We start from the raw sequence: 26,985 nt of genomic DNA, 5'->3' as shown, positions 1-26,985 counted from the left end.
CGCAACGCCACGAGGAGGCCACTTCGCAGTTTCATCCGGCCGGCCGCAGCCGTCTGGGTGACCGTAGACAGCCCTGGAAGCGGAAAAAACTTGTTCAACGGGCAAATGCAAGCAAAGCTAATTTCGGGCCATACGCCGTTTTAAGTATGTCGGCCTGTTTCTTTTAAGGAGTTTGATGCATGCATCCTAAAGACGCCCACGCAAACCTCGAACCGTTCTGCAAAGATAACGCCGGGATCGGTATTTCAATAGACGTCATTCGGCGCGTTCTGCTGCGCCAGATCTCTCAATCCAGCAGCGCTGTCCAGGACATGCCGTCCAGCGAGTTGTTTAAGTCGAAATACCGCGTCACATTCGATGCTGAAGTCGATATGAGCGCGATCACGCTAGCCTTTATCGATATCCAGGAACCGCAGGGCGCGGACCGGCCCGGTCTGACGCTTGGAAATCTGTTCATCTCATTTACACTGAAGGTCGACGCCAAAGCCGTCGCCAAGGTCCGCCTGAACTATTCCGAAGTTATCGGACTGTTCGGATTCCTCGACCGTCGGATCGTGATCACGCCGCAAAGCGAAACCCATGCCACCGATCGCGTCGAGCATCTTTGGGAAACTGACGATGCACTCAAAACTCAGTTGGAATCTAATCCTTACGAATTTTCAGACGCCGATTGGGATGATCTGAAGCTGTTGGTGCGTGCGGCCATTCTCAATGCCGCACCGGCGATGGCCCGTTCGGTCGTCGAAGCTCTCGAGTTCCCGGATTTCCTTGAAATGTTCGTCGGCATCACCTTCGGCAATGATTCGCGTTTTGCGGCAAAAGACAATCTTCTGATGTTCACGGCCACGACATCGTTGAATTTCGGTAATTGCCCGTCCCACAAGCCCGCCTTTAGCGGTGCCGTGCAGACGTGGACTACATTCGACGGCGCCGTCGTCGAACCCCTGTCGGCAAGCAACGTCGAAGCTCTTGAAGCCTTGCCCGAAGCTCTGAACGTGTCCGGGCAAATCTCCGAAGGCCATCCTGATTACCAATGGCCGGTCCCCCTGCCCAACGAGGAACCGAGCAATGTGGGCCACGTTTTCTTGTTCACTCCCGTAAACCTGTTGAGGGCTAATTTTGATGGAGTCTTGAAGCCTGCCGTCAATACCAATGACCGCAGTCGCAATGGGCCATTCTTCACCCATTATTCACTGACCGCCGCGCTGGATGGGCAACTAGACCTTAATCTGGTGAAGCCGTGGCCCATCGTCTTCCGGCTGACCACCGGTGTCTTTGCCGCTGGTCAGGCCGGGGCCGGGATCAAGATTGGCAGCATATGGCACGAGGCGATCGGCGTACAGTTCGACGGGCGTGTGCATCTGGATGTGAAATTCTCGATATCTTACGACCATCGCCGCAGAGACATTGTCTTCGTTTCACGCGTGGAGCACGCAAAGGCCCACGACTTCCATTTCACCAACAGCCTGCCATGGCCGATTTCTTCGGTCGCCGGCTGGATTCTCGAACAAGTGGTTAAAAAGCTACTGCCGATCCTGTCGCGCCAAGTAGTCAAGACGACACGGATTCCGATTGCAGAACTGGGTTTGTTGGCGGATGTGGCCGACCTTCTGCCGGGCATGGTAGGGCAATCCGATCCCGCCACCGGAAACGCGACCTTCGGGGTTGCGCTCGATCTGTAGAAAACGGGCTGTCGGGGCCGGATGCATTCCGGCCCCGACAGTCGATACGATTTACCCACGATGGATCGTAGATTCGGGTGCCCGCGATCACGGCGTCTTCCAGTTGGTCTACTTGCGCATTACTATCGCGAGCGCGACCTTCTGGCGTTTGCTGGTTAGGCTGTCATCCAATAGAGTGGCGAATTCTTACTCTTCCACCCTGCGCGTTGCTTCTTCTGGCACCGACTCCGTATGCCTACCCGACAGTCCGACTACGCCTTGAGACGGGAATATTTACGAACCCGCAGCAAGAGTCCTCATTCCGGCGTTCGAGCCGATCGGCGCCTCAGTTGCGACAGGCCGCTTTAGCTACCTTCGGACTTGAGCCATTAGAGATGCGGAAGCAGCATAATTTGCTGGTATAGTGCAACACTTCCCCCGGCGAATGTTCACTTCTTATCCATCCGCGCCAAGGCCTAGCTAAGCTCGGGCATTTCATAGTTCGGCAGTCGAACCGTACCGCCAATCCCTTGCTAATCAGAATTCAGACAGCTGCCGCGTCACCAGCCAATATACTGCAGACATGCTCTGGCGACGCGGTAGATAAAAAACGAGACAGTTTCTTGCTCTTATTTCTCTTCCCAGGCCATCATTCGCTAAGGCCATTTTTTTTCATCACTCTGTGGATGTATCGATGACAGTTTGCACACAAGCATTGCAGATCTTCGAGTCGCGTTTTGTGCCCGTCCCTCATTTCGGATACGGCTGTCGAATGGTGATGGACTTCAATACATGCTTCCCCGTCTTCGCTCCCGAAGACCTCAATAGGGTCCATTTCGCATTTCTCACAGAATAGGCGGCCATGCAGGCGCAGGAACTCTGCCTTCTTTGCCTTTGCCAAGCCGTGCCCTCGTTCGCGCCGCAGATGACTGACGAGACGAGGTTTTCCCTCCGCCCATACTCTGTCTTCTTCAGAGAGAAGCTCGGTCAGAACTACTGGATCACTTTTTCTAACGATACGATAGCCGGCTTCTTCCAGAATTTTGAAACAAGGCGTTCCTTTCCCAGCCGAAAATTGTTGAGGTCCAACCGAAATTCCGAGAGCCAAGCTGGCTGCGCGGCCGAAAACTGCCTTAGGCGGCAAACGACTTCCCGTTTCAGAAAGTAGATCATAATCGGTGGACGGTCCGAATACGCCACTCGGGTCGAACTCTTCCGTCTCCGTAATGGCTTGCCAGATGTGCTCAGGCGTAATTTTTCTGAGCTGTTCCGTGGGAAGTCGTGTCGTCATCTTAAAGGTATCGGTCTTCTCTATCGCTCCGATTACCTTAACGATTTCGGCTATTGACTGGACCTCGACCGATATCTTGATGCGTCGGTTGGAATTTCCGTATCGTCGACCGGTGTGAGGCGAGCGGCCCACAGCCTGCATGCGCCGACTCACAAGTGTGAAGAGGTTATCAGGGTTTTCTGGAAGATCACTGGGATGCAATATCGCTCGCTCGGTGAGAGGCAATATCTGGACGCGACTGCTATCTACCCACGCACCGACTATTTGGATGTGACTCGTAAGAATGCGCTTGAGGATGAGGCGTAGGCCGACACTGTAATCACGATTTCTCGCATTGGAAGAGCCAATTGCTCCCCCTCGACTGTGGAGTATGATGATGCCCGGCTCAACTTCCACAGTTGCATCCAAGCCAAGGCCATGATCGTCAGAAATGATGAGTTCCATATACCAACACTAAGCAGTACCGGTGCCTTCCGAAAGGTGGCACAAAGCTGGCGACGGCTCCAGGACTCTGACTGTGGCATGCATGCGCTCCGACGAGCTATACGGGCTTCCTCGAGCAAGCGCCGACATTGAATTTGTAGTGGAACTCCTCCGCGCCCATTATGGACGGCAGATTTGGGCTGTCACTAGGCGCATTCCGCGTCTGACACGACCGGCAACTTTGGGCTGCCTTCGGTCATCTGCTTCACAGAGCCTGAACGGCAACTTAAGGCCGATGTCGCGTCCGCGTGGAAGGCCGAACCTCGCTGTGAAGAGCGCTCCCTAAGCCAATCGTTAGACCCTTCTGGCAAGCTCCGCCGGCCAGTGAAGACGAACGCGCGCGGCCCATTTCAAGCGCTTGTTCCACATTGTGTTGGCGCCAGGGTTCAATGAGATCAAGTGAAACAGACCTGGCTCGTCTCCTGGCTTCACTTGTTTGACCCAGCCCATACCATTTTCGTCTTCCACCACGCATCTGTGGCCGATCACTTGGGCTGGTACGCCATCGTGCGCCTCGCGAGTGTAGAACAAAAGATCCCCGGCGCTATACACGGGCTCCATGCTGTCACCTTCGACCTCAACTGCGACCACTCCATGTGGCGATAGGCCCGGCGGGCATTCCACTTGGGGTCCAGCACCTTTCGAGTAGGCATCGAAAACTGGTACCTGAGCGCCAGCACCAACCCTTCCTGCGATGGCAATGGTCGGTGTCATGGGCGTTTCGCCGGGCACCGCAAAGCCCGTAATCTCCGAAATGCGGAGGAGCTCCTCGGCCGAAATTGCGCGCTTCCCGAGGACCATCTTGTTGATGGTCGATCGATCAACTTTCTTGGGGACCACCGCGTCGAGTTTTTCTGCGAGCGCAGTTTGGCTAAGCCCTGAGAATTCCAGAGCTTTGTTGAGCCACGCGTGAAGTGGCGTTGATATGGGTGTTCGCGAAAGCATGTTCCAGCGCAGTTTATCGGTGCGCGCAGCGCTCATCTGTAACGAAATTCGCTACAAAGCATGTTGCGAGGTGTAGCTAAAAACGCTACGTTTGCGACATGGAACCCGCAAGCCGAATAATCGCCGCCCTCGGTGGCCCGACCGCAGTAGCCGAGGCGATTGGCATCCACCGAACACGCGTCTCGATGTGGCAAGCACCTCGCTCGAAGGGCGGTACCAACGGACTCATTCCTTATCGGCACGTGCCGAGACTCGTGGCGCTGGCCAGGAAGAAAGGGGTCGAACTTGAGCCCACTGACTTCATCCCACCCACTGAAACCGCTGCCTGAACCCGTGCTGACATTTGTTGTGACCATGGGTCAGCACCGCAAATTTCTCCAGCTAAACGAAACGAGGCTCTTCACATGAGACCCCAGCGTTACGCGACGATCCAGAACGCGGTCTGCGAGGCGGTCGAGGCGACCGGCAAGCGCCATCAGGACGTTGCGGCCTTCCTCGGCATCCGCGGTTCAACCCTGTCCTACGGGATGGAGGACAACGAGGACCGCCCAGGCGGGATCGGCGTCAATTATCTGCACCGCTTGGCGATGGACTGCCCTGCGGCCGCGGTGCCCTTGGCTCGGCACTTCGCCGGGCTGGCCGGCGGAGTGTTCCAGCCGGTCGTGAGCGCAACAAATGTCACCTCGCTCTATGCGCATTGCGGCGAGATCGCGCGGGAGTGCGGCGAGGCGCAGGCGGCGGCGATCCGGGCGGCAGAAAAGGCTTCGAGCCGGTCAATCGCAGACGCAGAGCGCGAGATCGACGAGGCGGTCGCGGCGCTGCTCCGCGCCAAGGCGGCCATTCTGGCCAACAGGTGCGCGGCATGACCGGCCTTCCGTCTTCTTTGTGTGTTGTAATGTTCGGAGATCGCCGTCCGCAGGCACCGCGCATGATCTCTTGTGAGGTTTGTCATGGATAGGTCGGACCACGCGGCGATGAAACGCAAGTTGCGGAAGCACTGGCGAGCCGGCCTGTCCGATGGCGCGATCGCAGGGAAGCTCGGGTGCGGTCGGAGCCTCGTCAGGAAGTTGCGGCTCGAACTCGCGTTGCCGGCGGTGGCCACGGCCCAGAGGTTCGACGATGCTCAGCTTCAGTCGCTCCATGCCGAAGGGCGCTCGGACGCCGATCTCGCTCATGCGCTAGGGGTCGCCCTGTCGACCATCGCAAGGCGGCGCAGGGCGCTCGGGCTGGCCGCGAACCTGACCGAGGGCAGCGTCGGACGTCCCAAGGGCCCGATCGCCTTTTCTGAGGACGAGCTCCGCGCGAAGCACTCCGAGGGACTCAAGGACGCCGAAATCGCCGCGTGCCTCAACGTGTCCGCCTACACGGTGCAGCGCTGGCGGCTGCGCTTCGGCCTGGCACTGAACGCGCGCGCGGAGATGACCCTCGAGGACGGTGGGGACGATCCGCGCACGTGCATGCTGCGCGAGGCTGCCCGCCGTGCCTTCGCGATGACCCCGGCAGACCCGCGCGTGCTCACGATGCTCGAGCCCTTCGTCGCTGAGGAAATGCGGAGGGCGCTCGCATGACATTGAGCCTGACCCGCGTGTCGGACGTGACCGACCTGCCGCAATACCCGATCCCGGCCGGCGAGCGCCTGGAGGCGCACAGCTATTTCAAGATGCATCACCAGAGCCTCCTGGAGAGCGACTTCTTCCTCGCCAGCAAGAGCCGTGGTGACTGGGACGTGCTGGGGCTCGCCATGGCGCTTTGGTGCAAGGCGCAGTTGCAGGACCCTGTCGGCACGCTGCCCGTCGAGCCCAAGCGCCAGGCGTGGATCCTCGGCATGCCGATCGAGACATGGGAGGGCTACCTGCGCCGCGATCCCAGCCCGCTCTACGGCTGGGTGCGCTGCCGCATCATCGGCTCGGGGGAAATCCGGCTGATGCACCGGACCGTCACCGAGGTTGCCGTCGATGCGCTCGACTGGAAGCAGAAGGCGAAGGATCGGGCGGACGCGGATCGCGAGCGGCAGGCGATCAGCCGGCTGCGCAAGGCCGTCGCTGAGATCGGCTCGGAGCGGCTCGCCTCCGACCAGCGCTACGTCGTCCGACTGCATCGTTGGCTCGAAGACACCTATCCGCACGGCAACCGCACGGCCGGGCGCATCCTCGAGGGAATGGAGTACCTCGGAACCACCGATTTCAGAAGATGAGCAAACAACCGGTTTTGTCACGTGTGACAGAACCGATCAGACGCGTGACAGAACTTGCGAAGTTCTGTCGTCACCAGAGAGGAAAGGAGATGAGAAAAAAATGAAAGAATACTTCCGGTTCGCTCCGATCCCGCCGACCCCACCTGTGGATAACCCAGGATTGGCCGAGAAGAGGAGCTGGCCATGACCGAAGAGCAGATCACCACCGAAACCAAGCGGGGCAGGGTGCGGCGCCTCCTGATCGAGCCACTGGCCGAGCACGGCTTCCGAAAACCGGGCAACGTGAAGCTCGATCAGCACGAGGGCTTCCTGGTGAAGCTCGCCGACGCGCTGGCCTACATGAGCGACACGCAGCTCGGGACGCTGCGCGACATGCTTCGCTACCGGGGCGAGGGCAAGGCACGAGATGCCTGGCCGTCGATGGCGACGATCTCGGCGCTGGCCGAGGCGGTGGCGCCGCGTCCGGTCGAGGAGCACCCGACCATCCTCAGCTGGTTCGGCTCCGCGCGTGGGCCGAAGGCTCTCGAGGAAGGGGTGCTCGTTGCCGAGTTCGCCTTTCTCGAAAGGCGCAAGCGCCCGCCACTCACCGACGGTGACCGGCGGGCAATCCGTGAGCGCTCGGAGGAATGGGCGCGGCAGCGCGAGTTGATGCTCGATCGGGGACGGCGCGGCATGGCGCGGGACGGCGATGCGCAATGGCTACGCTGGTTTGATGGCATGGAGCGGCGGGCAATGGCCCTGCTGCCGGAGGTAAGAGCATGACGGTGGTTTACGTGAACAGTCGCGGAGCGGCATGGGTCGGGCGGGCGTTTCACATGGTGAGTGCCGGTCGCTCGGCGCTCTCGGCCGCGCTTGATCGGCTCTCCATGTCGGATGCGGCATGCCGCGAGATCATCGCCACGGCCACGCCGCCGCGTCGATGCAGCCCGGCGATCCCCGTTGCGCCGGCACGGAAGACCGTGATCGCCGAGGTGCCGCGAAAGGCCGTGATGACCGAAAGCGGCCCGCGTGTGGTCCGCGACGATGAGGGCCTTGGCGATCGGGCGCGGCTCGGCGATGCCTTCGACCTGATGGATGACCAGGCGCGGCGGCGTCACAGGGGCGTTGTGGCGCAGGCGCGGCGCACGCATCTCGAGCGCTGCGCCGAGGCATCGGCAGGAGGATGGCGCGAGCCGACCTGGCAGGAGCCGCGCTACGTTCCGCCCTTCACCTCGGGCCAGATCGCGGCGGCGCGCGACTATGCGGCGCTGACCGAGCGCTGCAACGCCAGCGGGCTCAAGTGCTCGAGCCTCGAGACAACGCGGACCTCGAGCTCCGGCGGCGGAGAACGCGAGGTAGCGGTGCTTCGCGACATGGAGCGCCTGCACCAATTCCATCGCCGGATCGGCGACGGACTCGCGAAAGAGGTGCGCCGTGTTCGCCCCGGCGGCGTCAAGCGCATGGCGGTCCGGTCGAGGACACTCGTCGACCAGGTCTGTCTCGGCGGCCTCTCGTTGACCCAAGTGCTCCAGGCCCACGGCTGGAAGGTCGATGCAAAGAGCCGGGATGCCCTGCGCGCGGCGCTGCGGGCCGCACTCAACCGTATGCAGGGATATGAGATGGCATGTGAAAGGGGCGCTTGACCCTTAGCCTCACCGGGCCGTAGCACTATGTCATCATCACCAATTGCGCCCGGATTGATCGGGAGACGGCCGCGATGTCTTCATGGGTACCGTAGTAGGTCAAAAGTCGACGTACACGAGCACAAACTGACGCGGTTACCTATGCTTTGTTGTGGGCGGTGGACACGATAAAGAAATCTCTCGCGAAACAGCTTTTGGGACTTGCTGGCAGGATCGCGGAGTCCTTTAAAGTTACCAAGATCATTGGCTTGGTTAGGTGGCGAGGTGAAAATGTTCTCTGGTCTGTGGCAAAAGGTCTTGAGTTGGTCTTGGCAACACCTGCCCACTGTCTTCGCAACGTTTCTATCGATGCTCTTTGTTTTCTTGGTGGCAGGGTTCTTCATTGAACAAAAGAGCTTCCTTTCCCGCCTAATTGCTCCGGTAGCGGGGTTCTTTAGCGGAGCGATCATTGGCGGCGGTTGGGCGGCTACTGTGGGTGGTATCGGCGTCGCTGCAATGGGCACCGCCTTCGCAGTCCCAGCCTTCGCGGTTGTTGGCTTGGGCGTGTTGGCTGGGGGCGTCATTGGTGGTTTCGGTGGCGTCACTTTCGAATTGGTCGCGTTCCTGAGAAACCCGAGTTCGTTCGATGTACAGTACGCAGGCCTTTTCGGAGTTCTGATCGCCGCAATCGCGATCTTCTTTCCTATTCGTGCCGCGCTACGCTTCCTTCTTCACCGACGCGCGTAGTAATCAACCTTTCTTTTCGGAAGGCGCTTTGATCGACCTATAGACCGGCGTCCTCGGCTCAAGAGATTCCCCCGGAGCGGCATATCCGCTGCCGGGCGTTTCCATGTCTGGAGGTCAGCATGCGGATCGACGCCTCCGAGCTTCGCAGCCTGAACCGCAACCTCGACAACCTGCGCACCGATCTTCCCAAGCTCAACGCCTGGGCGCTGAACGACATGGCCTTCGCGGTCTTCGGCGAGAACAGGAAGCTGATGGCGCGGGTCTTCGACAGCCCGGTGCCCTACACGCGGAACGCCTTCTTCGTGCGCAAGGCCTCGCCGCAGACGCAGGTGGCGACGGTCCAGCGCAAGGACAAGCCGGTCGGCAGGCACTACCTCGAGGTGCAGGAGGCCGGTGGGCGGCGCCCGCAGACCGGCTTCGAGAAGCTGCTGTCGCGGCGGATGAAGTACGAGGGGATCATCCAGTCGGTGCTGCCGACGGCGGCGGCCCGGCGGAACCGCTACGGCAACCTCTCGCCCGGGCTGATCCAGCAGGTGCTCTCGGCGGTCAGGGCGCAGGGCGACGCCCACCAGAACACGACGGCGGCCGCGCGGCGCCGGGCGGGCAGGCGGCGCGCGGGCTACTTCGTGCCGCAGGCCGAGAGCGCGCTGTCGCCGGGGGTCTACGAGCGGCGGGGCGAGACGGTCCGCAAGGTGCTCGCCTTCTCGGACACGGTGCCGAGCTACTCGGCGCGGTTCCCGATGGAGGAGCACGGCCGGCAGGTCGCGACCGCTGCGGCGCCGGCGGCCTACGAGCGGGCGCTCTGGCGGGTGCTGAAGGCAAAAATCTAGGCGTGGGTCCTTCCCCCCATGCCCCCGCACAGGGGTTATTCGCACCCCGTTACATCCAAGAGGCCAAATTCGGCGAGCCCTGATTGTTGGGGTTCCTGTTGTTGTTGCAGAGGACATCGAGATGCAGGACCGGCTCACGCTTCCGGACGGGAGCGTGCTCGACGTCGCGCGCTACCCGCTTCCGGACGGCGTGGTCGACGACGGCGAGCCGCTCAACCGCGCTGACCTCTCCCGCGTCTTCGGCGTGTCGGAGAACACGATCACCGACTGGATCGGCAAGGGCATGCCGGTGCTCGCCGGCGGCCGCAACGGCGTCGCCTACGAGCTCAGCCTCACCGAGTGCTGGGCCTGGCGCCAGCACCGGGAAAGCGAGGATCGCAACACCCGGCTGCGCCGCGACGAGCGCAACGCGCAGAACGCGCTGCTCTTCCGCAACCTCGACGACGGGCAGGAGGCGGAGGAATCCGGCCTCACCGCCAAGGAACTGCGCGAGTGGTCCGAGGCCGAGTACCACCGCAACCGCGTGGCCGAGCAGCGCGGCGACCTGGTGCGCGCCAGCCGGGTTCAGGAACTGCTCGAGGACCTGATCGGCGTCACGCGCACCTCGCTCAGCACGCTGCCCGACCACCTCGAGCGCGAACTCGGGCTCAACGCGGGCGAGGTGACCATGGTGCAGCGCCACTGCGACGCGCTGCTGCTGAAGATGCGAGAGCGCATCGAGACCGACATGCTGGGCGGCGCGCAGGTCGCGCAGCTGCCCGGCCGCGGCGATCGGGCCGGGCTGCTCTGATGGTGGTCATGTCCGACCGGACCAGCTCGGTCCGGCACATCCCGCCGCTGCCGTCCTGGCGGCAGCCGTCGGAGATCCTCGGCGACTGCCTGCCGCTGCTCGATCCGCCCTCGCGGATCACGGTGACGGATGCGGCCGAGCGCTACATGCGGGTGCCGGTCGCGGGCGACTGGCGGCCGTTCGACCGGATGGTCACGCCCTACACGGTCGAGCCCGCCGACACCTCGCAGTCGCGCCGGTTCAAGACGGTCTGCTTCGTGGGCCCGTCGCAGTCCGGCAAGACACAGTTGCTGATGACGGTGGCCTTCCACGCGATCACCTCGGCGCCGGACCCGGTGCAGGTGATCCACATGACCAAGACCGACGCCGACGCCTGGGTCGAGGAGAAGCTGAACCCGGCGATCCGGCACAGCCCGGAGGTCTTCGACCGGCTTGGTCGGGGCCGCGATGACGACACTTTCAGCCGCAAGCGCTTCCGCGGCATGCGGCTCAGCATCGGCTACCCGGTGGCGAACCAGCTCTCGTCGCGCAGCCAGCGGCTCGTGCTGATGACCGACTACGACCACATGAAGCAAGTGCTGGGTCCGAAGGACGCGCCCGAGGGCAGTCCCTACGGCATGGCGCGCCAGCGAATCCGGACCTTCATGAGCCGGGGCGGGGTGCTGCTCGAAAGCTCGCCCGCCTTCCCGGTGATCGAGGAAGACTGGAAGGCGGGGCCGATGAACCCGCACGAGCTGCCGCCGGTCTCTGGCGGGATCGTGCGCATCTACAACGAGGGCACGCGCGGGCGCTGGTACTGGGAATGCCGCAACTGCGGCGAGCTCTTCGAGCCGCACTTCGAGCGCCTGGTCTACGACGACGCGCTCGAGCCCGCCGAGGCCGGTGCCAGGGCGCAGATGGAGTGCCCGGACTGCGGCGAGCTCTACGCGCACCGGCACAAGCTCGAACTCAACCGCCGCGCTCTCGCCGGGCACGGCGGCTGGCTGCACGAAAGCTCGCGCCTCGAGGACGGCAAGCGGGCGCTGGTGCGGATCGATGATCCTGACCTGCGCGCGACGGACATCGCGAGCTACAGCCTCAACGGCGCGGCGGCGGCCTTCGCGAGCTGGGAGGGGCTGGTCAGCTCCTACCTCGCGGCGATGCGCCAGGCCGAGCAGTTCGGCGACTACACCGAGCTCTCGCGGGTGTTCTTCACCGAGCGGGCCGAGCCCTTCAAGCGGCCGGCGCAGGGTGACGAGGACGAGCTGACCACGACGAAGCTGCGCGAGGCGGCGGTGACGCTACCGAAGGGCGTGGCGCCGAACTGGTGCCGGTTCGTCACGGTTTCGATCGACGTGCAGGGCAACCGCTTCGAGGTCCTGGCGATGGGCTGGGGCGAGCAGGGCGAGCGGGCGGTGATCGACCGCTTCGCGATCTCGCAGCCGCCCGACCACGCGCCGCGGGCAAAGAATGAGGATGGCCGCTACCGGCTGATCGATCCGGGCCGCTACGCCGAGGACGCGGACGTGCTGCTCGAACTCGCCGATCGGGCCTTCCCGGTCGAGGGCGAGAGCTGGGCGCTGAAGCCCTGCGCGCTGACCATCGACTTCAACGGCCCGGCCGGCTGGTCGGACAATGCCGAGAAGTTCTGGCGCGGGCGGCGCCGGGCCGGGCAGGGGCACCTTTGGTTCCTGTCGATCGGGCGCGGCGGGTTTCACCAGCGCGACCGCGTCTGGCTCGAGGCCCCGGAGCGCGGCTCGAAGGGCAAGAAGGCGCGCGGCATCAAGCTGCTCAACATGGCGGTCGACCGACTGAAGGACAGCGTCCTGTCGGCGCTCGGCCGTCTCGAGCGCGGGATCGGCGCGCAGCACGTGCCGGACTGGATGGAGACCGAGGCGCTGGCCGAACTGCTCGCCGAGCAGCGCACCGCCAAGGGCTACGAGAAGAAGCAGGGCGTCACGCGCAACGAGACGCTGGACCTCTCGGTCCAGGCGCTCGCGACGGCCGAGCATAAAGGGCTCAACCGGATCAACCCCGAAGCGCCACCGGACTGGGCGGTGCTCGGGCCCGGCAACGCCTTCGCCGTGGCGCAGGACGCCGGGGCGCCCGAGCAAGCCGCACCAGAGACCGCGCCCGCGCGGCCAGACACGCCGCCGCCTGCGCCCCGCCGCAGCATCGGCTGACTCAAGAGGAGATAGACCCGATGGCATGGACGCAGGCCGATGTGGACACGATCAAGGCCGCAATCGCCAGGGGCGTGACGCGGGTACGCCTCAATGGCGAGGAGGTGCAGTACCGCACGCTCGAGGAGATGAAGTCCACGCTGCGCATGATGGAGGACGAGGTCTCGGGCCGGGCGACGGGCGCCTTTCGCGTCTCCTATCCGCGCGCGTCGCGGGGGCTCTGAGATGAACCCGCTCGACAGCATGATCGGGTTCTTCAACCCGGGCGCCGGCCTGCGCCGGGCGCGGGCCCGGGCGCAGACCAAGGTGCTGATGAACTACGACGCCGCCTCGCGCGGGCGGCGGACCTACGGTTGGAAGGCACCCGGCTCCTCGGCGGATGCCGCCGCCTACGGCTCGCGGGTGCGCCTGCGGAACATGAGCCGCGACTTCGTGCGCAACCGCGCCTATGCCGCCCGGGGCAAGGACGTGATCGTCGCGAACGTCGTGGGTGAGGGGATCACCCCGAGCATCCGCGCGGGCGAGAACGCCAAGGGGACGGTGGCGGAGTTGCTGGCGCACCTGACCAGCACCGACATCGACGCGCTCGGCGAATACGACCTCTCGGAGATGCAGGGCATCGTCATGTCCACGGTCTTCACCGACGGCGAGGTGCTGGTGCGCCGGCGGATGCGCAACACGCGCTTCAGCCGAAACCTGAGGCTGCCCTACCAGGTCGAGTTGATCGAGGCGGACCTGCTGGACACCACGATCCAGAGCTGGGGTGACAACCTCGTGGTCGAGGGCGTCGAGTACGGGCCCACGGGCGCGATCGAGGCCTACCACCTCTTCAACGAGCACCCCGGCGCGGTGCAGACCCGCAAGGCTTTGACCTCGACCCGGGTCCACTGGTCGGACGTGATCCACGTGCGCCGCTTCGACCGGCCCGGCCAGCTGCGCGGCGTGCCCTGGCTTGCGCCGGTCATGATGACCCTGGGCGAGCTCTCGGACTACCAGGAGGCGCAGATCCTCAAGCAGCGCATGGCGGCGCTGATGGCGGTGGTGGTCGAATGGGAAGACGGCGCGCAGAGGCCGGCAAACGCGGGGCAGGGCCTCGAGGAACTGGCGCCGGGCGCGGTGGTCGACCTGCCGGTTGGCGCCAAGCCGCATTTCACCGAGCCGCCGACGGTCGACGGCTACGACGATTTCATGCGCCGCGGGCTTGCCACCGTCGCGGTGGGGCTCGGCATCACCTACGAGAGCCTCGCGGGGGACCTGCGCAGCGTCAATTTCTCCTCGGGCCGGATGGGCCGCATGGAGATGGACCGGCTGGTGCGCATGTGGCAGCGCAACCTGATGATCGGGCAGTTCTGCCTCGGCATGGAGCGCTGGTTCCGCGAGGGGCTGGCGCTGGCGGGGCACCGCGGTCTCACCTTCGAGATGGACTGGACGCCGCCGCGCCGGATCCTCGTCGATCCGACCAAGGAAATCCCCGCGATGATCGAGGAGATCGGCGCGGGCCTCAACAGCCGGCAGCGCACGCAGCGCGAGCTGGGCCGCGACCCCGACACCATCCGCCAGGAGCGCGCACAGGACGCCGAGGCTGACAAGGCGTCGGGTCTGAAGACCTCGCCGAAGCCCAAGGCGGCACCGACCACCGACCAAGGAGAGACCGATGAAGGCCAGTGACCTCATTGTCGCGGGGGAACTCATCCTCAGCGGCCCCGTCCTTTTGGACGAATACGCCTCGTGGATGTACGAAGAGGAAGTGTTCTTCTGCCCGCGCATGGTGCGCGAGGCGCTGCAGGAATTGGGCGAGGGCCGCGTGACGGTGCGCCTCAACTCTGATGGTGGCCATGTCTGGGGCGGCGAGCAAGTTCGCGCCATCCTCGCCGGACATCCGGGCGGCACCGACATCGTGGTCGAGGGTCTGGCGGCGTCATCTGCCTCGCTGATCTTCATGGCCGGCACCTCGCGGCGCATGTCGAGTGGTTCACAGCTGATGATCCACGATCCCTCGGGCTACGCTTGGGGCACGGAGAAAGAGCTGCGCAAGGCCGCCGACGATCTCGATCGCGCCGCGAACCTCTACGCATCCGTCTACGCCTCCGCCTCCGGAAAGAGCCCGGAAGAGGTGCGCGAGATTATGAAGGCGGAGACCTGGTATTCGCCCGAAGAGGCGGTTGCCGAAGGATTTGCCGACTCCATCGACGGCGCTTCGACGGACGATCGGGTGCCGGTCGCCGCGTACGCAACGATGGAGGCCGCGCTCGAGGCCTATACGCTCTCGGCGAAATCCTTCCGGGCTATGCACGTCCGTAAGCGCGAAGGCTACCTGCCTCCGAACAATTCCACCGCCGCACGCTCCGAGCCGGATGGCGGCACCTCGGCCATCTCGGCCAATCCCTCTGAAATGGAGATCATCATGACCAAGCCGAACCCGGCGGCACACGCCGTCACCCCGACCACCCCGGCCGTCGAGCCGGCGCCGGTCATGACCGCGCCCGATGTCGTCGCGGCCGAGCGTGCGCGCGCCCGCGGCATCCGCGAGATGTCCGCGGCCTTCGTCGCCTCGGGCCGTCTTGCCCAGGCCGACGTCGATACGCTGATCGACGACGGCACCTCGGTCGCCGATGCCTCGGCCCGCTTCATGTCGATCATGGCTGCGGCCGAGCCGGTGGGGCGCAGCAGCTCGCCGACCGCGCAGATCACCCGCGACGAGACCGAGGCCCGCCGCGAGGGCCTCGTGCAGGCGATGATGCGCAACTACGAGGGCCCGGGCGCGCAGTTCCGCGGCATGCGCCTGCGCGGCCTTGCGATGGAGCTCTCCGGGGCCGGCCGGTCCTACTCGGACACCGAGTCGATCCGCCTCGGCATGCGCGCGACCACGATGCTCGGCGGCGCCCTCGGCGTCAGCGACTTCGCCTACATCACCACCGAGGTGATGAACCGCTCGCTGATCGCCGAGTACGCCCGGCGCGGCGCGAACTGGCAGGTGGTCACCGGCGCGCCGATGACGGCTGCCGACTTCCGCGAGCTGCACGCGGTGCGGTTCGGCGGGGACTTCCAGCTCAAGACCGTGAAGGAAAACGGCGAGTACCAGGAAGCCACGCTGAACGACCAGGCTGAGGGGCTGAAGGTCGAGCGCCGCGGGCGCACCATCAACCTCACCTTCGAGGCGGTGGTGAACGACGACATGGGCGCCTTCGACCGCATCCCGCGCGAGTTCGCGATGGCGGCGCGGGTGATGGAGTCGAGCATGGTGTGGTCGCTGATCCGCACCAACGCCGTGCTGAAGTCCGACAACGTGGCGCTCTTCCACGCGACTCACAAGAACCTCGCGGGAAGCGCCGGCGCGATCTCGGTCACGACCGTGGGCGCGGGCCGCAAGGCGCTCTGGGAACAGACCGCCTTCGGCAGCAAGGATAAGGATGACTTCCTGCAGGTCGAGCCGAACCTGCTGATCGTCCCGCCCGCTCTCGAGGTTGATGCGCTGCAGTTCGCCACCGCGACCACTCCGGCCAGGGACGGCGACATCAACCCCTACAAAGGCACGCTGCGCCCGATCACCGTGCCGAACATCGGCGCGGCGGCGGGTGGCTCGGACACCGCCTGGTACCTGGTCTCCGAGGACCTGCCGCCGATCTCGGTGGCCTACCTCGAGGGCTACGAGGCGCCGACCGTGCAGACGATCGAGGGCATGAACCCCGACAAGGTCACGATGAACGCCCGCCACATCTTCGGCGCGGCGGCGAGCGAGTTCCGCGGCGCCTACAAGAACGCCGGCGCCTGATCGGGCGCCGATCCGAGTTTGTGGCGGGCGGCACCGCCGCCCGTCTTTCATGGCGGCCTGGAACACGGCCAATCCGAAAGGGATGACAGATGAAGAACTTCATTCAGCCGGGCGCGAACCTGACGGTCGCGGCGCCCTACGACGTGTCCGCCGGGGCAGGGCTGCTGGTCGGCGCGCTCTTCGGCATCGCGCAGGATGCCGCGGCCTCGGGCGGCGACGTCGTGATGGTGCGCGGCGGGGTCTTCGAGGTCGCCAAGACCTCGGCGCAGGCCTGGACCATTGGTGCCAAAATCTACTGGGACGACACCAACAAGCTCTTCACCACCACGGCGACCAGCAACACGCTCTGCGGCGTGGCGCTTGCCGCGGCGGCGAACCCGTCCGAGACGGGCACGGTGCTGCTCGACGGCGCGATCCGCTGAGCCCATGCCCAGCGTCTTCGCGGGCATGACCGGGATCCTCGACGCCGTGCTCGGGGATGCCGTGACCGTGCAGCCGAAGGGCGGCGCGGAGCGGACGGAGCGGGCCGTCTTCCGGGAAGGGCCCGTTCTCGTCCTTGGCCAGAATGGCCAGGAGGTCCCCACGGTCCTGCCCACGCTCTCGGGAGATCGCCGGGCCCTCGCGGACCTGGTGCGCGGCAGCAGGGTGGCGCCGGGCAATGGCAAGACCTACCGCGTCCTCTCGAGCCTGCCCTCGGGCAGCCCCGCGGAGGACTCGCGGCTCACCCTCGAGTTGGAGATGATCGGTGCATCCTCTTAAAGCCCTCCGCATCGCCTCGGCCGAGATCCTTTCGACGGCGGGCCTTTCCGTCATCGTCGGCGGCGAGACCCGCGAGGTCACCGTGCTCGAGCATCCGCCCGCGGACGCGGCGGTGCCCGAAGAGCTGCTTCCGGCGATCTACTGCTACTGCCGGTCGGAGCGGATCGAGCCCGACAGCATGCGCACCGACAAGCGGCAGGTGCTGATCGACTTCGTCCTGCAGGCGCAGGGCTTCGAACAGACCGCACTCGACCAGGTCGACGACATGCACCTCGAGGTCGAGCGTGCGCTCGCCGCGAGCGGCAACCTCGGCGGGCTGGTCATGATGATCCGGCCCGTCGGCTCCGAGGTGAACGTGCAGCGCGGCGAGGTGGTCTTCGCCGCCCGCCGCGTGAGCTACGAGGCCACGCTCATCCTTCCCCGTCACGACCCGTCCGTGACCCCCTGAGGGGCCGATCCCGGCCCCTCCCTTCGCGCGGCCTCCGCCGCCGGTCCCCACACCTCTTGAACATGGAGAGAGAAGATGCCCGATGGAAAGATCGGCTACGGAAGCCTCGTCCGCATCGGTGTTGGTGCAACGCCGACCTGGACACCCCTCGACCTCGTCGGCGATCTCGAAATGCCCGACGAGCAGGTCGACGAGGTCGACGTCACGCACATGAAATCGCCCGGGCGGCGCAAGCAGTTCATCGCGGGTCTCGTCGACAGCGGCGAGTTGGCGGTGCCGATGAACTATATCCCCGGCAGCGCCAGCGACATCCTGCTGATCTCGCTGCGCGCGAGCCGCGAGGAGGTGCTCGTCGAGATCACACTCACCGACGACGAGGATGCCACGCCGGAAACCTACTCGGGCTTTCTCAAGGGCTACAGCCGCACCGCGCCGATCGGTGACAAGATGACGGCGGTCGCGACCTTCCGGCTCAGCGCGCAGGTGGTGGCCTGATGTCGAACCGGTTCCTGGGCGAGGTCGACGTCACGGTCGACGGCAAGGCCTACAAGCTGCGCTTCGACTTCAACGCCATGTGCGAGTTCGAGGACCACAGCGGCAAGGATGCGATGCAGGCCTTCGAGGCGGTGGAGGCGGGGAAGATCGGGATCCGCGACCTGCGTCTGCTCACGCTGGCCTGCATGCTCCGCCACCATCCGGAGGCCACGCTGCAGGAGGCGGGCGACCTGATCAGCCACGACCTCAGCGCGGTGATGAAGGTGATGCGCGCCGCCGCGCCCGCGGCGGGCGATGGGCCGGGCACCGATCAGGGGGGTGCGGAGGGAAACGCCGCGCCGGGGACGGCGGCCTGAGCTACCTCGACATGCTCGAGGACCATGTCGCCGCGGGGTTCGATCCCGCGGCGTTCTGGTCGCTGACACCCCGGCTCTACCTTGCCCAGATGCGCGGCGCCCGCCGCCGCCTGGAGGCCGAGGAAATGCTCTCGGTCCAGCAGGCCTGGCTGACCGCCACGCTGATGCGGGCGAAGAAGATCCCGGACCTGAAGAAGCTGCTCCGGCGGAGAAGTCCCGCCGAGAGCCGCGAAGAGTTCAAGGCCAAGCTCGCGGCGATGTCCTCGGCCCTGCCGAAGGTCTCGCTTGCGGACTGGCAAGCGCGCCAGGGGAAGTGACATGGCAAACACCACCATCGGCCGGCTGCGCGTCATTCTCGGCGCGGATTCCTCGGAGCTCGACCGCGGTCTCTCGAAGGCCCGGGCGGAGTTCCGGGCGATCAGCGCGGCGGTCGCGGCGACCGGCGTGGCCGTCGGGACCGCCATGCTCGGCATCACGCGGCAGGTCATCGCCGGCGCGAACGAGCTTCAGCAGTTCGCGCAGGTCGCCAACGCCGCGCCGGAAGAGTTCCAGAAGATGGCGGCGGCGAGCGCGAGTGTCGGCATCGAGCAGGACAAGCTCGCCGACATCCTCAAGGACGTGAACGACCGGGTCGGGGACTTCCTCACCACCGGCGGCGGGCCGATGGCGGACTTCTTCGAGACCATCGCGCCCAAGGTCGGGGTGACGGCCGAGCAGTTCCGCAACCTCTCGGGGCCGCAGGCGCTGCAGCTCTACGTGGACAGCCTGCAGAAGGCCGGGGTCAGTCAGGGCGAGATGACCTTCTATCTCGAGGCGATGGCCTCGGACCTGACGATGATGCTGCCGCTGCTGCAGGACGGCGCCGCCGAGATGGACCGGCTCGGCGACCGGGCCGAGGCGCTCGGGGCAGTGCTAGACGCGGACACGATCATGACCATGCGCCGGGCGCAGGTGGCGATCTCCGAGATCGGGCTGGTGTTCAAGGGCTTCGCCTATGACATCGCGCGGAGCCTGACGCCGGTCCTCGAGAGCCTGGCCACGGCCTTCACCGCGCTCGCGACCGAGGGCCAGCCGCTGCGCACGGCCTTCACCGCCATCCTCGACAACCTTGCGCGGCTGGCGAGCTACAGCGCCACGGCGGCCGCGGCCTTCGGCGTGCACCTGGTGGGCGGCCTGGTCGCCGCGAAACTTGCGACGCTGACCCTTACGGGGGCCCTGACCTTCCTGCGCGGCGCGCTGATCCGCACCGGCATCGGTGCGCTCATCGTCGCGGCGGGGGAGCTGGTCTACCAGTTCGGGCGCCTCGTCTCGGCGGCCGGCGGGTTCGGCGCGGCCATGGACCTGCTGAAGGACGTGGCGCTCGAGGTCTGGGAGCGGATCAAGATCGGCGGCGACTGGCTTGTCGTCTCCCTGCAGGTCGTGTTCAACGACATCGCCTTCCAGTGGACGAGCATGGTCGGGAACATGGGCGTGAAGTGGGGCCAGTTCCTCGACATGGTGTCCGGCACGTCGATCGGCGAGGCTTTGGGGGTCAAGAGCGGGAACGAGGCGGCGGCCGTCGCGTCGCTCAACGCCTCGCTCGGCCAGATCAACGATGCCTACGGCACACTGCTCGACAGCCAGTTCGCGTTGAAGAAGAGCATGACGGCGCCGTTCGAGAGCGTTGCCGCGCTGCGCGAGGTCTTCAAGGTGGCCGAGGAGGATGCCGATGACGCGGCCGGTGCGGCGCGGCGGATCGCCGAGGCGCTGAACGGTGCCGGCACCGGCGCAGATGGCAAGGAGATGCCCGACAAGACCGTCAAGGAAGAGCTGACCGAGGTCCAGAAGCGCGCCGAGGCGGCGGCCGACACGATCCGGGGCAGCCTCACCGATGCGTTCAAGAGCGTGGTGACCGGCGCGGAAACCATGGGCGCGGCGGTCGGGCGCGTCCTCGGCAAGCTCGGCGACATGCTGCTCGAGAACGCCGGCAACGCGATCTTCGGCCGGCTGTCGCTCTCGCTCGGGTCGGTCTTCGCCGGGGGCATCCCCGCCTATGCGAACGGGACGGACAATCACCCCGGCGGGCTCGCCTGGGTGGGCGAGCGGGGGCGCGAGCTGGTGAACCTGCCGCGCGGCGCGCAGGTCATCCCCAATCACGAGCTCGGCAGCACGATGGACGGATACGGCCCATCGCGGCTCGGCGTCGAGCTGTCGTTCGGGGACACGGGCGGATTGCGCGCGGTGATCCGGGACGAGGCCGGGAACGTGGTCGCGCAGCGCGAGCAGAGCATCGTGCAGAAATCGGTCGCGGGCGTCTACGCGCGGAACCAGGAGCAGCGTATCCGATGAGCATCAACGTCTACGCGTGGCCGCCGGTCCATGCCATCGGGTCTGAATGGACCGAGGTGGCGCCGGTCCAGGTCAGCCGCTCGATCATCACCGGCGCCGAGTACCGCTCGGCGGCGCAGCGCACCCGGCGCTTTGCCACGATCGAGGCGCGCGGCATCGGCAAGGACATGAACGGCGCCGGCTACATGGAGGTGCTGAAGAAGTACCTGGCCGGGATCCATGCCGTCCAGCTGCACAGCTATCCGATCAACTGGTGGCTGGCCGGGCTCGGCGAGGAGGAGACGCGCGCCGCCGCGCTCCTCGACTGGACCGCGGGCAGCGCCGGCCTCGACTGGACGGCGGGCGGAACCGAGATGATCTGGTTCGCTGGCGCGGTGCTGAGCGGCACCACCGGCACGGATGCGGCGGGCTTCCCGATCATCACGATCGACGGTCTGCCCGCCAACACGCCGGTGGCGCGTCCGGGCGAGTTCGTCACCGTCTTCGGCCCGGACCGCCTGACCGAAGTTGCTCGCGTGATGATCGCGCGGCCCGCGACCTCGGACGGGAGCGGCGCGGCCGTGGTCCGGCTGGTGAGCGCACCCGGGAGCTTCACCGCTGCCCGGGTGAACATCGGCACCAGCGACACCGGAGTCTTCAGGCCCGTGGGGTCCTGTCCGCGGGCGGTGCAGCCGCTCGCCGGTGACTGGTCCTACACCTGGGAGTTCCGCGAGGTCTTCGCGGACGAGGTGGGCGGCTTCGTGGAGATCGACCCATGGCACTAGAGCGGGCGATCGACAGCGCCACGCTCGCGGCGATCGGCAACCCCGCGGGCTTCTTCCCGATCGTGCTCTTCTTCGTCGACTGGCCGGGCGCGCCGCTCTACGCGCACACCAACCTCGGCACCGTCTCCTGGGACGGGAAAAGCTGGGCCGGGGTCGGACGGGTGGGGCAGGTGAGCCTGCCGGGTGATCTGCCGGGCATGGCGGCGCAGGAAGCCTCGCTCGCGCTCCTGGGGTTCGGCGACGAGCTCGACGCCTATCTCGACGTCGATGCGCGCGACCGAGACGCGCGGGTCTACTTCGGCGCGGTCTCCTCGCGGGACGGTGCGACCCTGATCGGCGCGCCCTTCGAGGTCTTCTCGGGCACGATCAACGGGCTTCGCGATCTCACCGATCCCTCGGACATGGGGCGTGCGCGCGGCGTGCAGGTGCCGCTCTCCTCGGGGCCGTCGCAACGCGCCACGGCGGGGGTCTGTCACAGCTTCCAGGACCAGTCATCGCGCTTCCTCGGCGACACCGCGGGGCGGCTGCTGATCAATTCCGAGCGCGAGGGGCTGCGGCACCGTTGGCCCGAGTGATCACGGCGGAGGAGGTGGTCGCGGCCGCCTTCGACGCGATGGCGGGTCCCTTCGGATGGGACGGCGCGAGCGACTGCTCGGCCACCGCCTGCGCGGCCTTCGAGACGCTGACCGGCCTCGACCTCATGCGCGGCCTGAGGGGCGCTTACGGCACGCAGGCCGAGGCGCTGGCGCTGATCCGGGCGCGGGGCGGGTTCCTCGCCCTCTGGAGCGCGCAGGCCGCGCTCTGCGGGCTCGCAGCGGGGGCGCCCGAAACCGGCGCCATCGGCGTCATTCGTACCGAGACCATGGCCGGGCGCGCGCTCGGCCTCTGCGTCCGCCCGGGTCTCTGGGCGGCAAAGTCACCGAAGGGGGCGGCGCTGACCCCCGCAATCATGGAGCGATGCTGGAATGCGTAAGTGGCTGCTGCTGAGTGTTGCGGTGATCGGCCTGGCCGGGGCGCCCCGAGGGGCCTCTGCCGAGCCGATCACCACCGTGGCGGCGCTGATGGCGAATGGCGTCGGCTTCTGGAGCGCGATCACCGCGACCTACGGCGCCTTCGCAACCGCGGCCCTGCAGGTCGGCACCTCGGTGGTGCTGAGTTCGGTCGGGGCGGCGCTCACGCGGCAGATGCCGAGCACGCCCGAGCTGAAGCGCGAGTTCCCGGTGCGCACCTCTCTGCCCGGCAAACGCTATGCCTATGGTCACACCCGCCTGACCGGCACGCCGGTTCCGTGGCGGGTCCGGGGCAGGGTGCTCTACGGCTGCATCCTCTTCAACTCGCGACCCTCGGATGGCGGGAACCTGTCGCTCACGCTCGACGGCCGGGACTGCGCCTTCGTGAACCACGGCTCGGGCACCGAGCTCACCGACCCGGCGGACTGGGCCGAGCTCTTCGACTTCGGGAGCGCCGGGCAGCTGGTCAAGATCAAGGAGAAGTTCCCGGACTGGGACAGGGACGAGGAGCAGTTCGTCTGCTGGCTCGGCCTCGGCGACCAGGACGCGCCGCCGGCCCGGATCGTCTCGGAGGTGCCGGAGTTCTTCCAGGCCTCCGACGCCTGGAAGGGCCAGACGGTGCTCTGGGTCCGGATGCAGGCCGGGGGCAACCTCGAGAAGAGGGTGAAGCGCTGGCCCAATCCCGAGCCGATGGTCGAGCTCGAGATGGACTGGTCGAAGGTTTGGGACCCGCAAGACTCCGTGCAGGACAAGGATGATCCGGAGAGCTGGACCTATTCCGACAACCAGGCGCGCTGCCTGCTCGATGCCGTGCGGCAGAACCCGCTGCGCGCCTACACCAGCGCGCAGCTGCTCGAGGAAACCTTCCTCGACGCGGTGCCGCTGGCGGACGAGGCGGTGCTGCGCTGGTTCGACACGCAGGCGGCCGGCTCGGACGTCTTCGAGCAGCGCTACCGCGTGGCCGGCGTCATCGACTGGTCCAAGGGCGAGCTCCTCGATCTCATCCAGCCGCTGGCGGATGCCGGGGCAGGGCAACTCGCCGTCGTGGGCGGCAAGCTCTCCTACATCCCCGGCAGCTACCAGGCGCCGGTCTACACGATGACCGACATCCTCGGCGACAGCGGGGTGGAGTTCCAGCGCCTCGGCTCGCGCCGCGAGGTGCCTTTCGCGCTCAAGGGCGCTTGGACCTCGGAGGAACAGGAGTACGGGACGGCCGAGCTCGAGCCTTGGCTCGTTCCGGGCGGATCGACGCGCAGCGACGAGGTCGAGGACCTGGCGCTGCCGATGGTCCCGAGCGGCACGCAGTGCCAGCGCGTGGTCAAGATCAACGCCCTGCGCCGCGCGGCGCAGAAACGCCTCACCTGCATTCTGCCGCCCTCGGCGGTGAGGCTGATCCCCGGATCGGGGGTCGCGGCGGCACTGCCTGCGCCCTTCACCCGGCTGAATGGGACCTGGCAGGTGCAGGAGGCGCAGCCGGGCGTCTGGCTGCAGGACGGCGAGGAGGGCCGCGTGGCGTTCCGCGTGCCGGTCACCCTGAGGGAGGACGCGCCCGCGATCTACGCCTGGGACCCTGCGGCGGACGAGCTCGAGATCCAGACCCAGAGCCTGACCGAGGAGAACGTCTTTCTCGGGACGGTGACCGGCCTTGCGGCGCAGACGGTCGAGGTGAACTCGGGCGGCGCGGTGATCCTCATGGTCGCCTTCGAGTTCGACCCGGTGACGGGCTACGCGATCGACGAGTACGAGGTCGCGTGGCGCGCGAGCTCGAGCACCGAGTTCACGCCCTTGCCCGACATCCCGGGCTCGGCCATCGGCGATTCCGGCAAGGTGTCCGGGCGCTTCGGACCGGTCGGGTTCGGCACCTCCTACGACCTGCGCGTGCGCGGCGTGGGCCCCACGAGCGAGGGTCTCTGGTCCTACGTGCTCGGCATCATCGCCGGGGTCGGCGTCGCGGGCGTGACGGCAACGGCGGGCCCGGCGCGGCTCGAGGTCGCCGGCACGGCCTCCTCGGAGGGCTACCTAGCCGGGATGCGGCTCTACCGGGCCCCGGTCGGCGGGGTGTTCAACGATGCGGTGCAGGTGGGCGAGGACATCCCGGTTGCGCCGGACGCGGCCTTCTCGATCGTCTTCGGCGATCCGGAGGCGGTCGATCTCGTCAGCAACGGCGACTTCGCGGACAGCTCGGGCTGGACGCTCGGGGGCGGCTGGAGCATCTCGGGCGGCATTGCCACGCATGATGGCGCCTCCTCGGGCGGCACGCTCGGGCAGGCGTCCGGCGCGCTGGTCGCCGGGGCGCAGTACCGGCTCTCGGCGCATGTCACGGCGATCTCCGGGGCGGGCGCGGCGGCCTGCCAGCTCGTCGGCGACACGGTGGTTTCCGGCGATCTCTTCACCAGCACCGGCAGGAAGGTCTCGACCGTCACCGCGCCGACCAGCCCGGCCACGCTGCGCCTCGTCGCGGCGACGAACCAGCTCCTGAGCGTCAACAGCTTCTCGGTGGTAGCGCAGACCCCCGACGCCCTGCCGGGCGGCGAGGCGCGGTTCTGGCTGGTTCCCTACACCGCGAGCGGCGCCAACGGCACGCCGACCGCGCTCGGCACCTTCACGATCACCTGAGAGGCTCCATCATGGCTCTACCGCCTACCATCTCGCTCTCGACCACCGGGAGCGATCCCAAGGTTGCGACCAAGGAAAACCTCGAGGCACAGGTCAACGGCGCGTTCACCTATGTCTACAACGACGTGGTGCAGAAGGCGGACCTGCTCACGGTCCCGCAGGGCGAGGCGGAGGCCGGGGCCGCGACGACGCGACGCGCCTGGACGGCGGAGCGCGTCAGGCAGGCGATCGTCGCCTGGCTCAATGCCAACATGCTGACCAAGTTCTCGACGCTCGGCTATGGGCTGGAGGGCCGGTATCCCGAGAACGGCGACGTGCTGACCGCGATCGACGGCACGACCGGCGCGGGGATGTTCAAGTTCTCCTACGGAACCCTGAAGACCAAGCTCGGCCTTGACGGGGTCTTCGCGCCCGCTGCCGAGATCGCCAACCGCCAGGTCGCGGACGAGGCGCTCTCGGGGGATGTCGCCAGCGAGGCAGCGACCCGGCTTGCCGCCGACGATGCGCTTGCCGCGGACTACACCGCCGCGCTCGATGCCCGGGTCGGGCGTGACGGGGCGCCGGTCGACTTCGCAAGCGAGTGGTTCTACCGGGGCGAGAAGGTGGTCACCGCTGCCGTGGGAACGGATGACCGCCCGTCCTACGTCCAGACCGAGAAAGGTGCGACCCTCGGCGGCGGCCTCACCGTCGAGACCGGCGCGGCCTTCTACTTTGCCGGCAAGCTGGTCAGTGACGCGATGGTCGATGCGGACGGCCGCGCCTGGTACGCGATGCTCGCCGACGGCAGCTTCATCGCGCCGGCGGCGGATGTCGTCGCGGGGGCGCGCATCAACGCCTGGGGCGACAGCCTGACCTACGGCCGCCAGGGCGGGTTCACCGTCGACTACCCGGCAGCGCTCTCGGACATCCTCGGTATCCCGGTCTTCAACAACGGGATCGGCGCGCAGACCTCGACGCAGATCTCGATGCGCCAGGGCGGGAAGGTGCCGCGCGTGACGCTCGCCGGCAACCAGATCGTGAACGGGGCCAACACGATCACCGCCATCGAGGGCGTGACGCTCGCGACCTCGGGCGGCATGGCGCCGGACAAGGATCAGCCATTCCCGCTCTCGTCCCAGTCCGGCAATCTCGAGCGCAAGGCCATCGTGACGATCCAGGGCGTCGAGGGCGTGCTCAGGCGCACGGCGACGGGCGGGCCGCCCTCGACGGCCGAAGTCTACACCTTCACCCCGACGGGCAGCACCAACCTTCCGGTGACCTGCCCGGCGCAATCGCCGATGCGCTTTACCGAGGCGCTGAAGCAGGGCGGCATCGACATCCTCTGGCTCGGCCGGAACAACAACGCCGACCCGGACACGATCAAGGCGCATATCGCCCTTTGCGTGTCCCAGCTCGACCGGGGGAACCGCCGCTTCCTCGTGCTGTCGGTGCTGAACGGCGACTACGATGCCGAGGAGCATGTTGGCGGCGCGCGCTACGCCACGATCACCGGGCTGAACGCCGACCTCGAGGCCACCTATCCGGGCGAGTTCGTCGACATCCGCCGCCTGCTGATCAGCGAGGGGCTGACCCGGGCCTGGATCGCGCCCACCGCGCAGGACCTGACCGACATCGCCAACGACGTCCCGCCGTCCAGCCTCCGGACGGACAACCTCCACCTCAACGCCGCGGGCTACCAGGTCGTCGCGGAAATCGTCGCCGAGCAGCTGCGCGCGCGCGGCTGGGTTCTCTGA

General features: G+C 66.5%; 28 protein-coding genes. 26 read left to right on the top strand and 2 right to left on the bottom strand.

From position 1 onward, the window contains the following. Positions 1-179 precede the first annotated feature (179 nt). On the top strand, positions 180-1,682 hold the full coding sequence (locus PVT71_RS13715) for a hypothetical protein (protein ID WP_353472346.1): 1,503 nt from the start codon (positions 180-182) through the stop codon (positions 1,680-1,682). 628 nt (positions 1,683-2,310) lie between these two features. Here the strand turns inward: PVT71_RS13715 and PVT71_RS13710 are convergent. Then, a complete protein-coding gene (locus PVT71_RS13710; RefSeq protein ID WP_353472345.1) occupies positions 2,311-3,396 on the bottom strand; it encodes a hypothetical protein in 1,086 nt (361 codons plus the stop codon). Between the two features lie 333 nt (positions 3,397-3,729). After that, positions 3,730-4,416: a S24 family peptidase gene (locus PVT71_RS13705; protein ID WP_353472344.1), complete on the bottom strand. Its 687-nt coding sequence runs from the start codon at positions 4,414-4,416 to the stop codon at positions 3,730-3,732. A 62-nt stretch (positions 4,417-4,478) separates the two neighbouring features. Between PVT71_RS13705 and PVT71_RS13700 the strand changes: the two genes are divergently transcribed. The 25 genes from PVT71_RS13700 (at position 4,479) to PVT71_RS13580 (ending at position 26,985) form a co-directional block, all read left to right on the top strand. Then, on the top strand, positions 4,479-4,709 hold the full coding sequence (locus PVT71_RS13700) for a carph-isopro domain-containing protein (protein WP_353472343.1): 231 nt from the start codon (positions 4,479-4,481) through the stop codon (positions 4,707-4,709). A gap of 75 nt (positions 4,710-4,784) precedes the next feature. Beyond that, positions 4,785-5,246: a hypothetical protein gene (locus PVT71_RS13695; RefSeq protein WP_353472342.1), complete on the top strand. Its 462-nt coding sequence runs from the start codon at positions 4,785-4,787 to the stop codon at positions 5,244-5,246. 108 nt (positions 5,247-5,354) lie between these two features. Further along, positions 5,355-5,948 (top strand): hypothetical protein, encoded by a 594-nt coding sequence (locus PVT71_RS13690; RefSeq protein ID WP_353472341.1) that lies wholly within the window; start codon positions 5,355-5,357, stop codon positions 5,946-5,948. Continuing rightward, the gene (locus PVT71_RS13685) at positions 5,945-6,574 is read left to right on the top strand and encodes a hypothetical protein (RefSeq protein WP_353472340.1); all 630 of its coding nucleotides are present in this window, start codon (positions 5,945-5,947) and stop codon (positions 6,572-6,574) included. The genes PVT71_RS13690 and PVT71_RS13685 overlap by 4 nt, the downstream gene beginning before the upstream one ends. Positions 6,575-6,757: 183 nt before the next feature. Further along, on the top strand, positions 6,758-7,336 hold the full coding sequence (locus PVT71_RS13680) for a hypothetical protein (protein ID WP_353472339.1): 579 nt from the start codon (positions 6,758-6,760) through the stop codon (positions 7,334-7,336). After that, entirely contained in the window at positions 7,333-8,196 is an 864-nt protein-coding gene (locus PVT71_RS13675; protein WP_353472338.1) for a hypothetical protein, read from the top strand. The genes PVT71_RS13680 and PVT71_RS13675 overlap by 4 nt, the downstream gene beginning before the upstream one ends. A 270-nt stretch (positions 8,197-8,466) precedes the next feature. Beyond that, entirely contained in the window at positions 8,467-8,922 is a 456-nt protein-coding gene (locus PVT71_RS13670) for a hypothetical protein (RefSeq protein WP_353472337.1), read from the top strand. Between the two features lie 119 nt (positions 8,923-9,041). After that, positions 9,042-9,752, top strand: a complete 711-nt coding sequence (locus PVT71_RS13665; protein WP_353472336.1) for a hypothetical protein — start codon at positions 9,042-9,044, stop codon at positions 9,750-9,752. A 121-nt stretch (positions 9,753-9,873) separates the two neighbouring features. After that, complete coding sequence (locus PVT71_RS13660) at positions 9,874-10,542, top strand: DUF1441 family protein (RefSeq protein WP_353472335.1); 669 nt, start codon at positions 9,874-9,876, stop codon at positions 10,540-10,542. Between the two features lie 8 nt (positions 10,543-10,550). After that, on the top strand, positions 10,551-12,704 hold the full coding sequence (locus PVT71_RS13655; RefSeq protein WP_353472334.1) for a terminase gpA endonuclease subunit: 2,154 nt from the start codon (positions 10,551-10,553) through the stop codon (positions 12,702-12,704). Positions 12,705-12,724: 20 nt separating this feature from the next. Further along, entirely contained in the window at positions 12,725-12,928 is a 204-nt protein-coding gene (locus PVT71_RS13650; RefSeq protein WP_353472333.1) for a hypothetical protein, read from the top strand. Between the two features lies 1 nt (position 12,929). Then, entirely contained in the window at positions 12,930-14,372 is a 1,443-nt protein-coding gene (locus PVT71_RS13645; protein WP_353472332.1) for a phage portal protein, read from the top strand. Beyond that, positions 14,359-16,476, top strand: a complete 2,118-nt coding sequence (locus tag PVT71_RS13640) for a head maturation protease, ClpP-related (RefSeq protein WP_353472330.1) — start codon at positions 14,359-14,361, stop codon at positions 16,474-16,476. Before PVT71_RS13645 ends, PVT71_RS13640 begins: the two co-directional genes overlap by 14 nt. A gap of 89 nt (positions 16,477-16,565) precedes the next feature. Further along, positions 16,566-16,898, top strand: a complete 333-nt coding sequence (locus tag PVT71_RS13635) for a DUF2190 family protein (protein ID WP_353472329.1) — start codon at positions 16,566-16,568, stop codon at positions 16,896-16,898. A gap of 4 nt (positions 16,899-16,902) precedes the next feature. After that, entirely contained in the window at positions 16,903-17,235 is a 333-nt protein-coding gene (locus PVT71_RS13630) for a hypothetical protein (RefSeq protein WP_353472328.1), read from the top strand. Beyond that, positions 17,222-17,683: a hypothetical protein gene (locus PVT71_RS13625; protein WP_353472327.1), complete on the top strand. Its 462-nt coding sequence runs from the start codon at positions 17,222-17,224 to the stop codon at positions 17,681-17,683. Before PVT71_RS13630 ends, PVT71_RS13625 begins: the two co-directional genes overlap by 14 nt. A 75-nt stretch (positions 17,684-17,758) precedes the next feature. Beyond that, on the top strand, positions 17,759-18,178 hold the full coding sequence (locus PVT71_RS13620) for a phage tail tube protein (RefSeq protein ID WP_353472326.1): 420 nt from the start codon (positions 17,759-17,761) through the stop codon (positions 18,176-18,178). Next, entirely contained in the window at positions 18,178-18,534 is a 357-nt protein-coding gene (locus PVT71_RS13615) for a hypothetical protein (protein WP_353472325.1), read from the top strand. Before PVT71_RS13620 ends, PVT71_RS13615 begins: the two co-directional genes overlap by 1 nt. 11 nt (positions 18,535-18,545) lie before the next feature. Then, the gene (locus PVT71_RS13610) at positions 18,546-18,851 is read left to right on the top strand and encodes a hypothetical protein (RefSeq protein ID WP_353472323.1); all 306 of its coding nucleotides are present in this window, start codon (positions 18,546-18,548) and stop codon (positions 18,849-18,851) included. A 1-nt stretch (position 18,852) separates the two neighbouring features. Continuing rightward, entirely contained in the window at positions 18,853-20,862 is a 2,010-nt protein-coding gene (locus PVT71_RS13605) for a hypothetical protein (RefSeq protein WP_353472322.1), read from the top strand. Further along, a complete protein-coding gene (locus PVT71_RS13600; RefSeq protein ID WP_353472321.1) occupies positions 20,859-21,626 on the top strand; it encodes a hypothetical protein in 768 nt (255 codons plus the stop codon). Before PVT71_RS13605 ends, PVT71_RS13600 begins: the two co-directional genes overlap by 4 nt. Then, on the top strand, positions 21,617-22,201 hold the full coding sequence (locus PVT71_RS13595; protein WP_353472320.1) for a hypothetical protein: 585 nt from the start codon (positions 21,617-21,619) through the stop codon (positions 22,199-22,201). Before PVT71_RS13600 ends, PVT71_RS13595 begins: the two co-directional genes overlap by 10 nt. Further along, positions 22,189-22,599, top strand: a complete 411-nt coding sequence (locus PVT71_RS13590) for a hypothetical protein (protein WP_353472319.1) — start codon at positions 22,189-22,191, stop codon at positions 22,597-22,599. Before PVT71_RS13595 ends, PVT71_RS13590 begins: the two co-directional genes overlap by 13 nt. Then, positions 22,592-25,252, top strand: coding sequence for a phage tail protein (locus PVT71_RS13585; protein WP_353472318.1), 2,661 nt, complete (start codon positions 22,592-22,594; stop codon positions 25,250-25,252). Before PVT71_RS13590 ends, PVT71_RS13585 begins: the two co-directional genes overlap by 8 nt. 11 nt (positions 25,253-25,263) lie before the next feature. Further along, complete coding sequence (locus PVT71_RS13580; protein WP_353472317.1) at positions 25,264-26,985, top strand: hypothetical protein; 1,722 nt, start codon at positions 25,264-25,266, stop codon at positions 26,983-26,985.

The organism is Salipiger sp. H15 (assembly GCF_040409955.1).
Lineage (GTDB): Bacteria > Pseudomonadota > Alphaproteobacteria > Rhodobacterales > Rhodobacteraceae > Salipiger.
The sequence above is the reverse complement of the archived record's forward strand: the minus strand, read 5'-3'. Positions and strand labels throughout refer to the sequence as shown.

Coding starts and splice junctions, on each gene's coding strand:
- PVT71_RS13675 (WP_353472338.1), top strand. CDS start 7,333: ATGACGGTGGTTTACGTGAACAGTCGCGGAGCGGCATGGGTCGGGCGG.
- PVT71_RS13580 (WP_353472317.1), top strand. CDS start 25,264: ATGGCTCTACCGCCTACCATCTCGCTCTCGACCACCGGGAGCGATCCC.
- PVT71_RS13695 (WP_353472342.1), top strand. CDS start 4,785: ATGAGACCCCAGCGTTACGCGACGATCCAGAACGCGGTCTGCGAGGCG.
- PVT71_RS13630 (WP_353472328.1), top strand. CDS start 16,903: ATGCCCAGCGTCTTCGCGGGCATGACCGGGATCCTCGACGCCGTGCTC.
- PVT71_RS13715 (WP_353472346.1), top strand. CDS start 180: ATGCATCCTAAAGACGCCCACGCAAACCTCGAACCGTTCTGCAAAGAT.
- PVT71_RS13705 (WP_353472344.1), bottom strand. CDS start 4,416: ATGAGCGCTGCGCGCACCGATAAACTGCGCTGGAACATGCTTTCGCGA.
- PVT71_RS13635 (WP_353472329.1), top strand. CDS start 16,566: ATGAAGAACTTCATTCAGCCGGGCGCGAACCTGACGGTCGCGGCGCCC.
- PVT71_RS13680 (WP_353472339.1), top strand. CDS start 6,758: ATGACCGAAGAGCAGATCACCACCGAAACCAAGCGGGGCAGGGTGCGG.
- PVT71_RS13690 (WP_353472341.1), top strand. CDS start 5,355: ATGAAACGCAAGTTGCGGAAGCACTGGCGAGCCGGCCTGTCCGATGGC.
- PVT71_RS13600 (WP_353472321.1), top strand. CDS start 20,859: ATGAGCATCAACGTCTACGCGTGGCCGCCGGTCCATGCCATCGGGTCT.
- PVT71_RS13650 (WP_353472333.1), top strand. CDS start 12,725: ATGGCATGGACGCAGGCCGATGTGGACACGATCAAGGCCGCAATCGCC.
- PVT71_RS13710 (WP_353472345.1), bottom strand. CDS start 3,396: ATGGAACTCATCATTTCTGACGATCATGGCCTTGGCTTGGATGCAACT.
- PVT71_RS13655 (WP_353472334.1), top strand. CDS start 10,551: ATGTCCGACCGGACCAGCTCGGTCCGGCACATCCCGCCGCTGCCGTCC.
- PVT71_RS13685 (WP_353472340.1), top strand. CDS start 5,945: ATGACATTGAGCCTGACCCGCGTGTCGGACGTGACCGACCTGCCGCAA.
- PVT71_RS13660 (WP_353472335.1), top strand. CDS start 9,874: ATGCAGGACCGGCTCACGCTTCCGGACGGGAGCGTGCTCGACGTCGCG.
- PVT71_RS13645 (WP_353472332.1), top strand. CDS start 12,930: ATGAACCCGCTCGACAGCATGATCGGGTTCTTCAACCCGGGCGCCGGC.
- PVT71_RS13620 (WP_353472326.1), top strand. CDS start 17,759: ATGCCCGATGGAAAGATCGGCTACGGAAGCCTCGTCCGCATCGGTGTT.
- PVT71_RS13605 (WP_353472322.1), top strand. CDS start 18,853: ATGGCAAACACCACCATCGGCCGGCTGCGCGTCATTCTCGGCGCGGAT.
- PVT71_RS13585 (WP_353472318.1), top strand. CDS start 22,592: ATGCGTAAGTGGCTGCTGCTGAGTGTTGCGGTGATCGGCCTGGCCGGG.
- PVT71_RS13700 (WP_353472343.1), top strand. CDS start 4,479: ATGGAACCCGCAAGCCGAATAATCGCCGCCCTCGGTGGCCCGACCGCA.
- PVT71_RS13610 (WP_353472323.1), top strand. CDS start 18,546: ATGCTCGAGGACCATGTCGCCGCGGGGTTCGATCCCGCGGCGTTCTGG.
- PVT71_RS13665 (WP_353472336.1), top strand. CDS start 9,042: ATGCGGATCGACGCCTCCGAGCTTCGCAGCCTGAACCGCAACCTCGAC.
- PVT71_RS13670 (WP_353472337.1), top strand. CDS start 8,467: ATGTTCTCTGGTCTGTGGCAAAAGGTCTTGAGTTGGTCTTGGCAACAC.
- PVT71_RS13615 (WP_353472325.1), top strand. CDS start 18,178: ATGTCGAACCGGTTCCTGGGCGAGGTCGACGTCACGGTCGACGGCAAG.
- PVT71_RS13640 (WP_353472330.1), top strand. CDS start 14,359: ATGAAGGCCAGTGACCTCATTGTCGCGGGGGAACTCATCCTCAGCGGC.
- PVT71_RS13595 (WP_353472320.1), top strand. CDS start 21,617: ATGGCACTAGAGCGGGCGATCGACAGCGCCACGCTCGCGGCGATCGGC.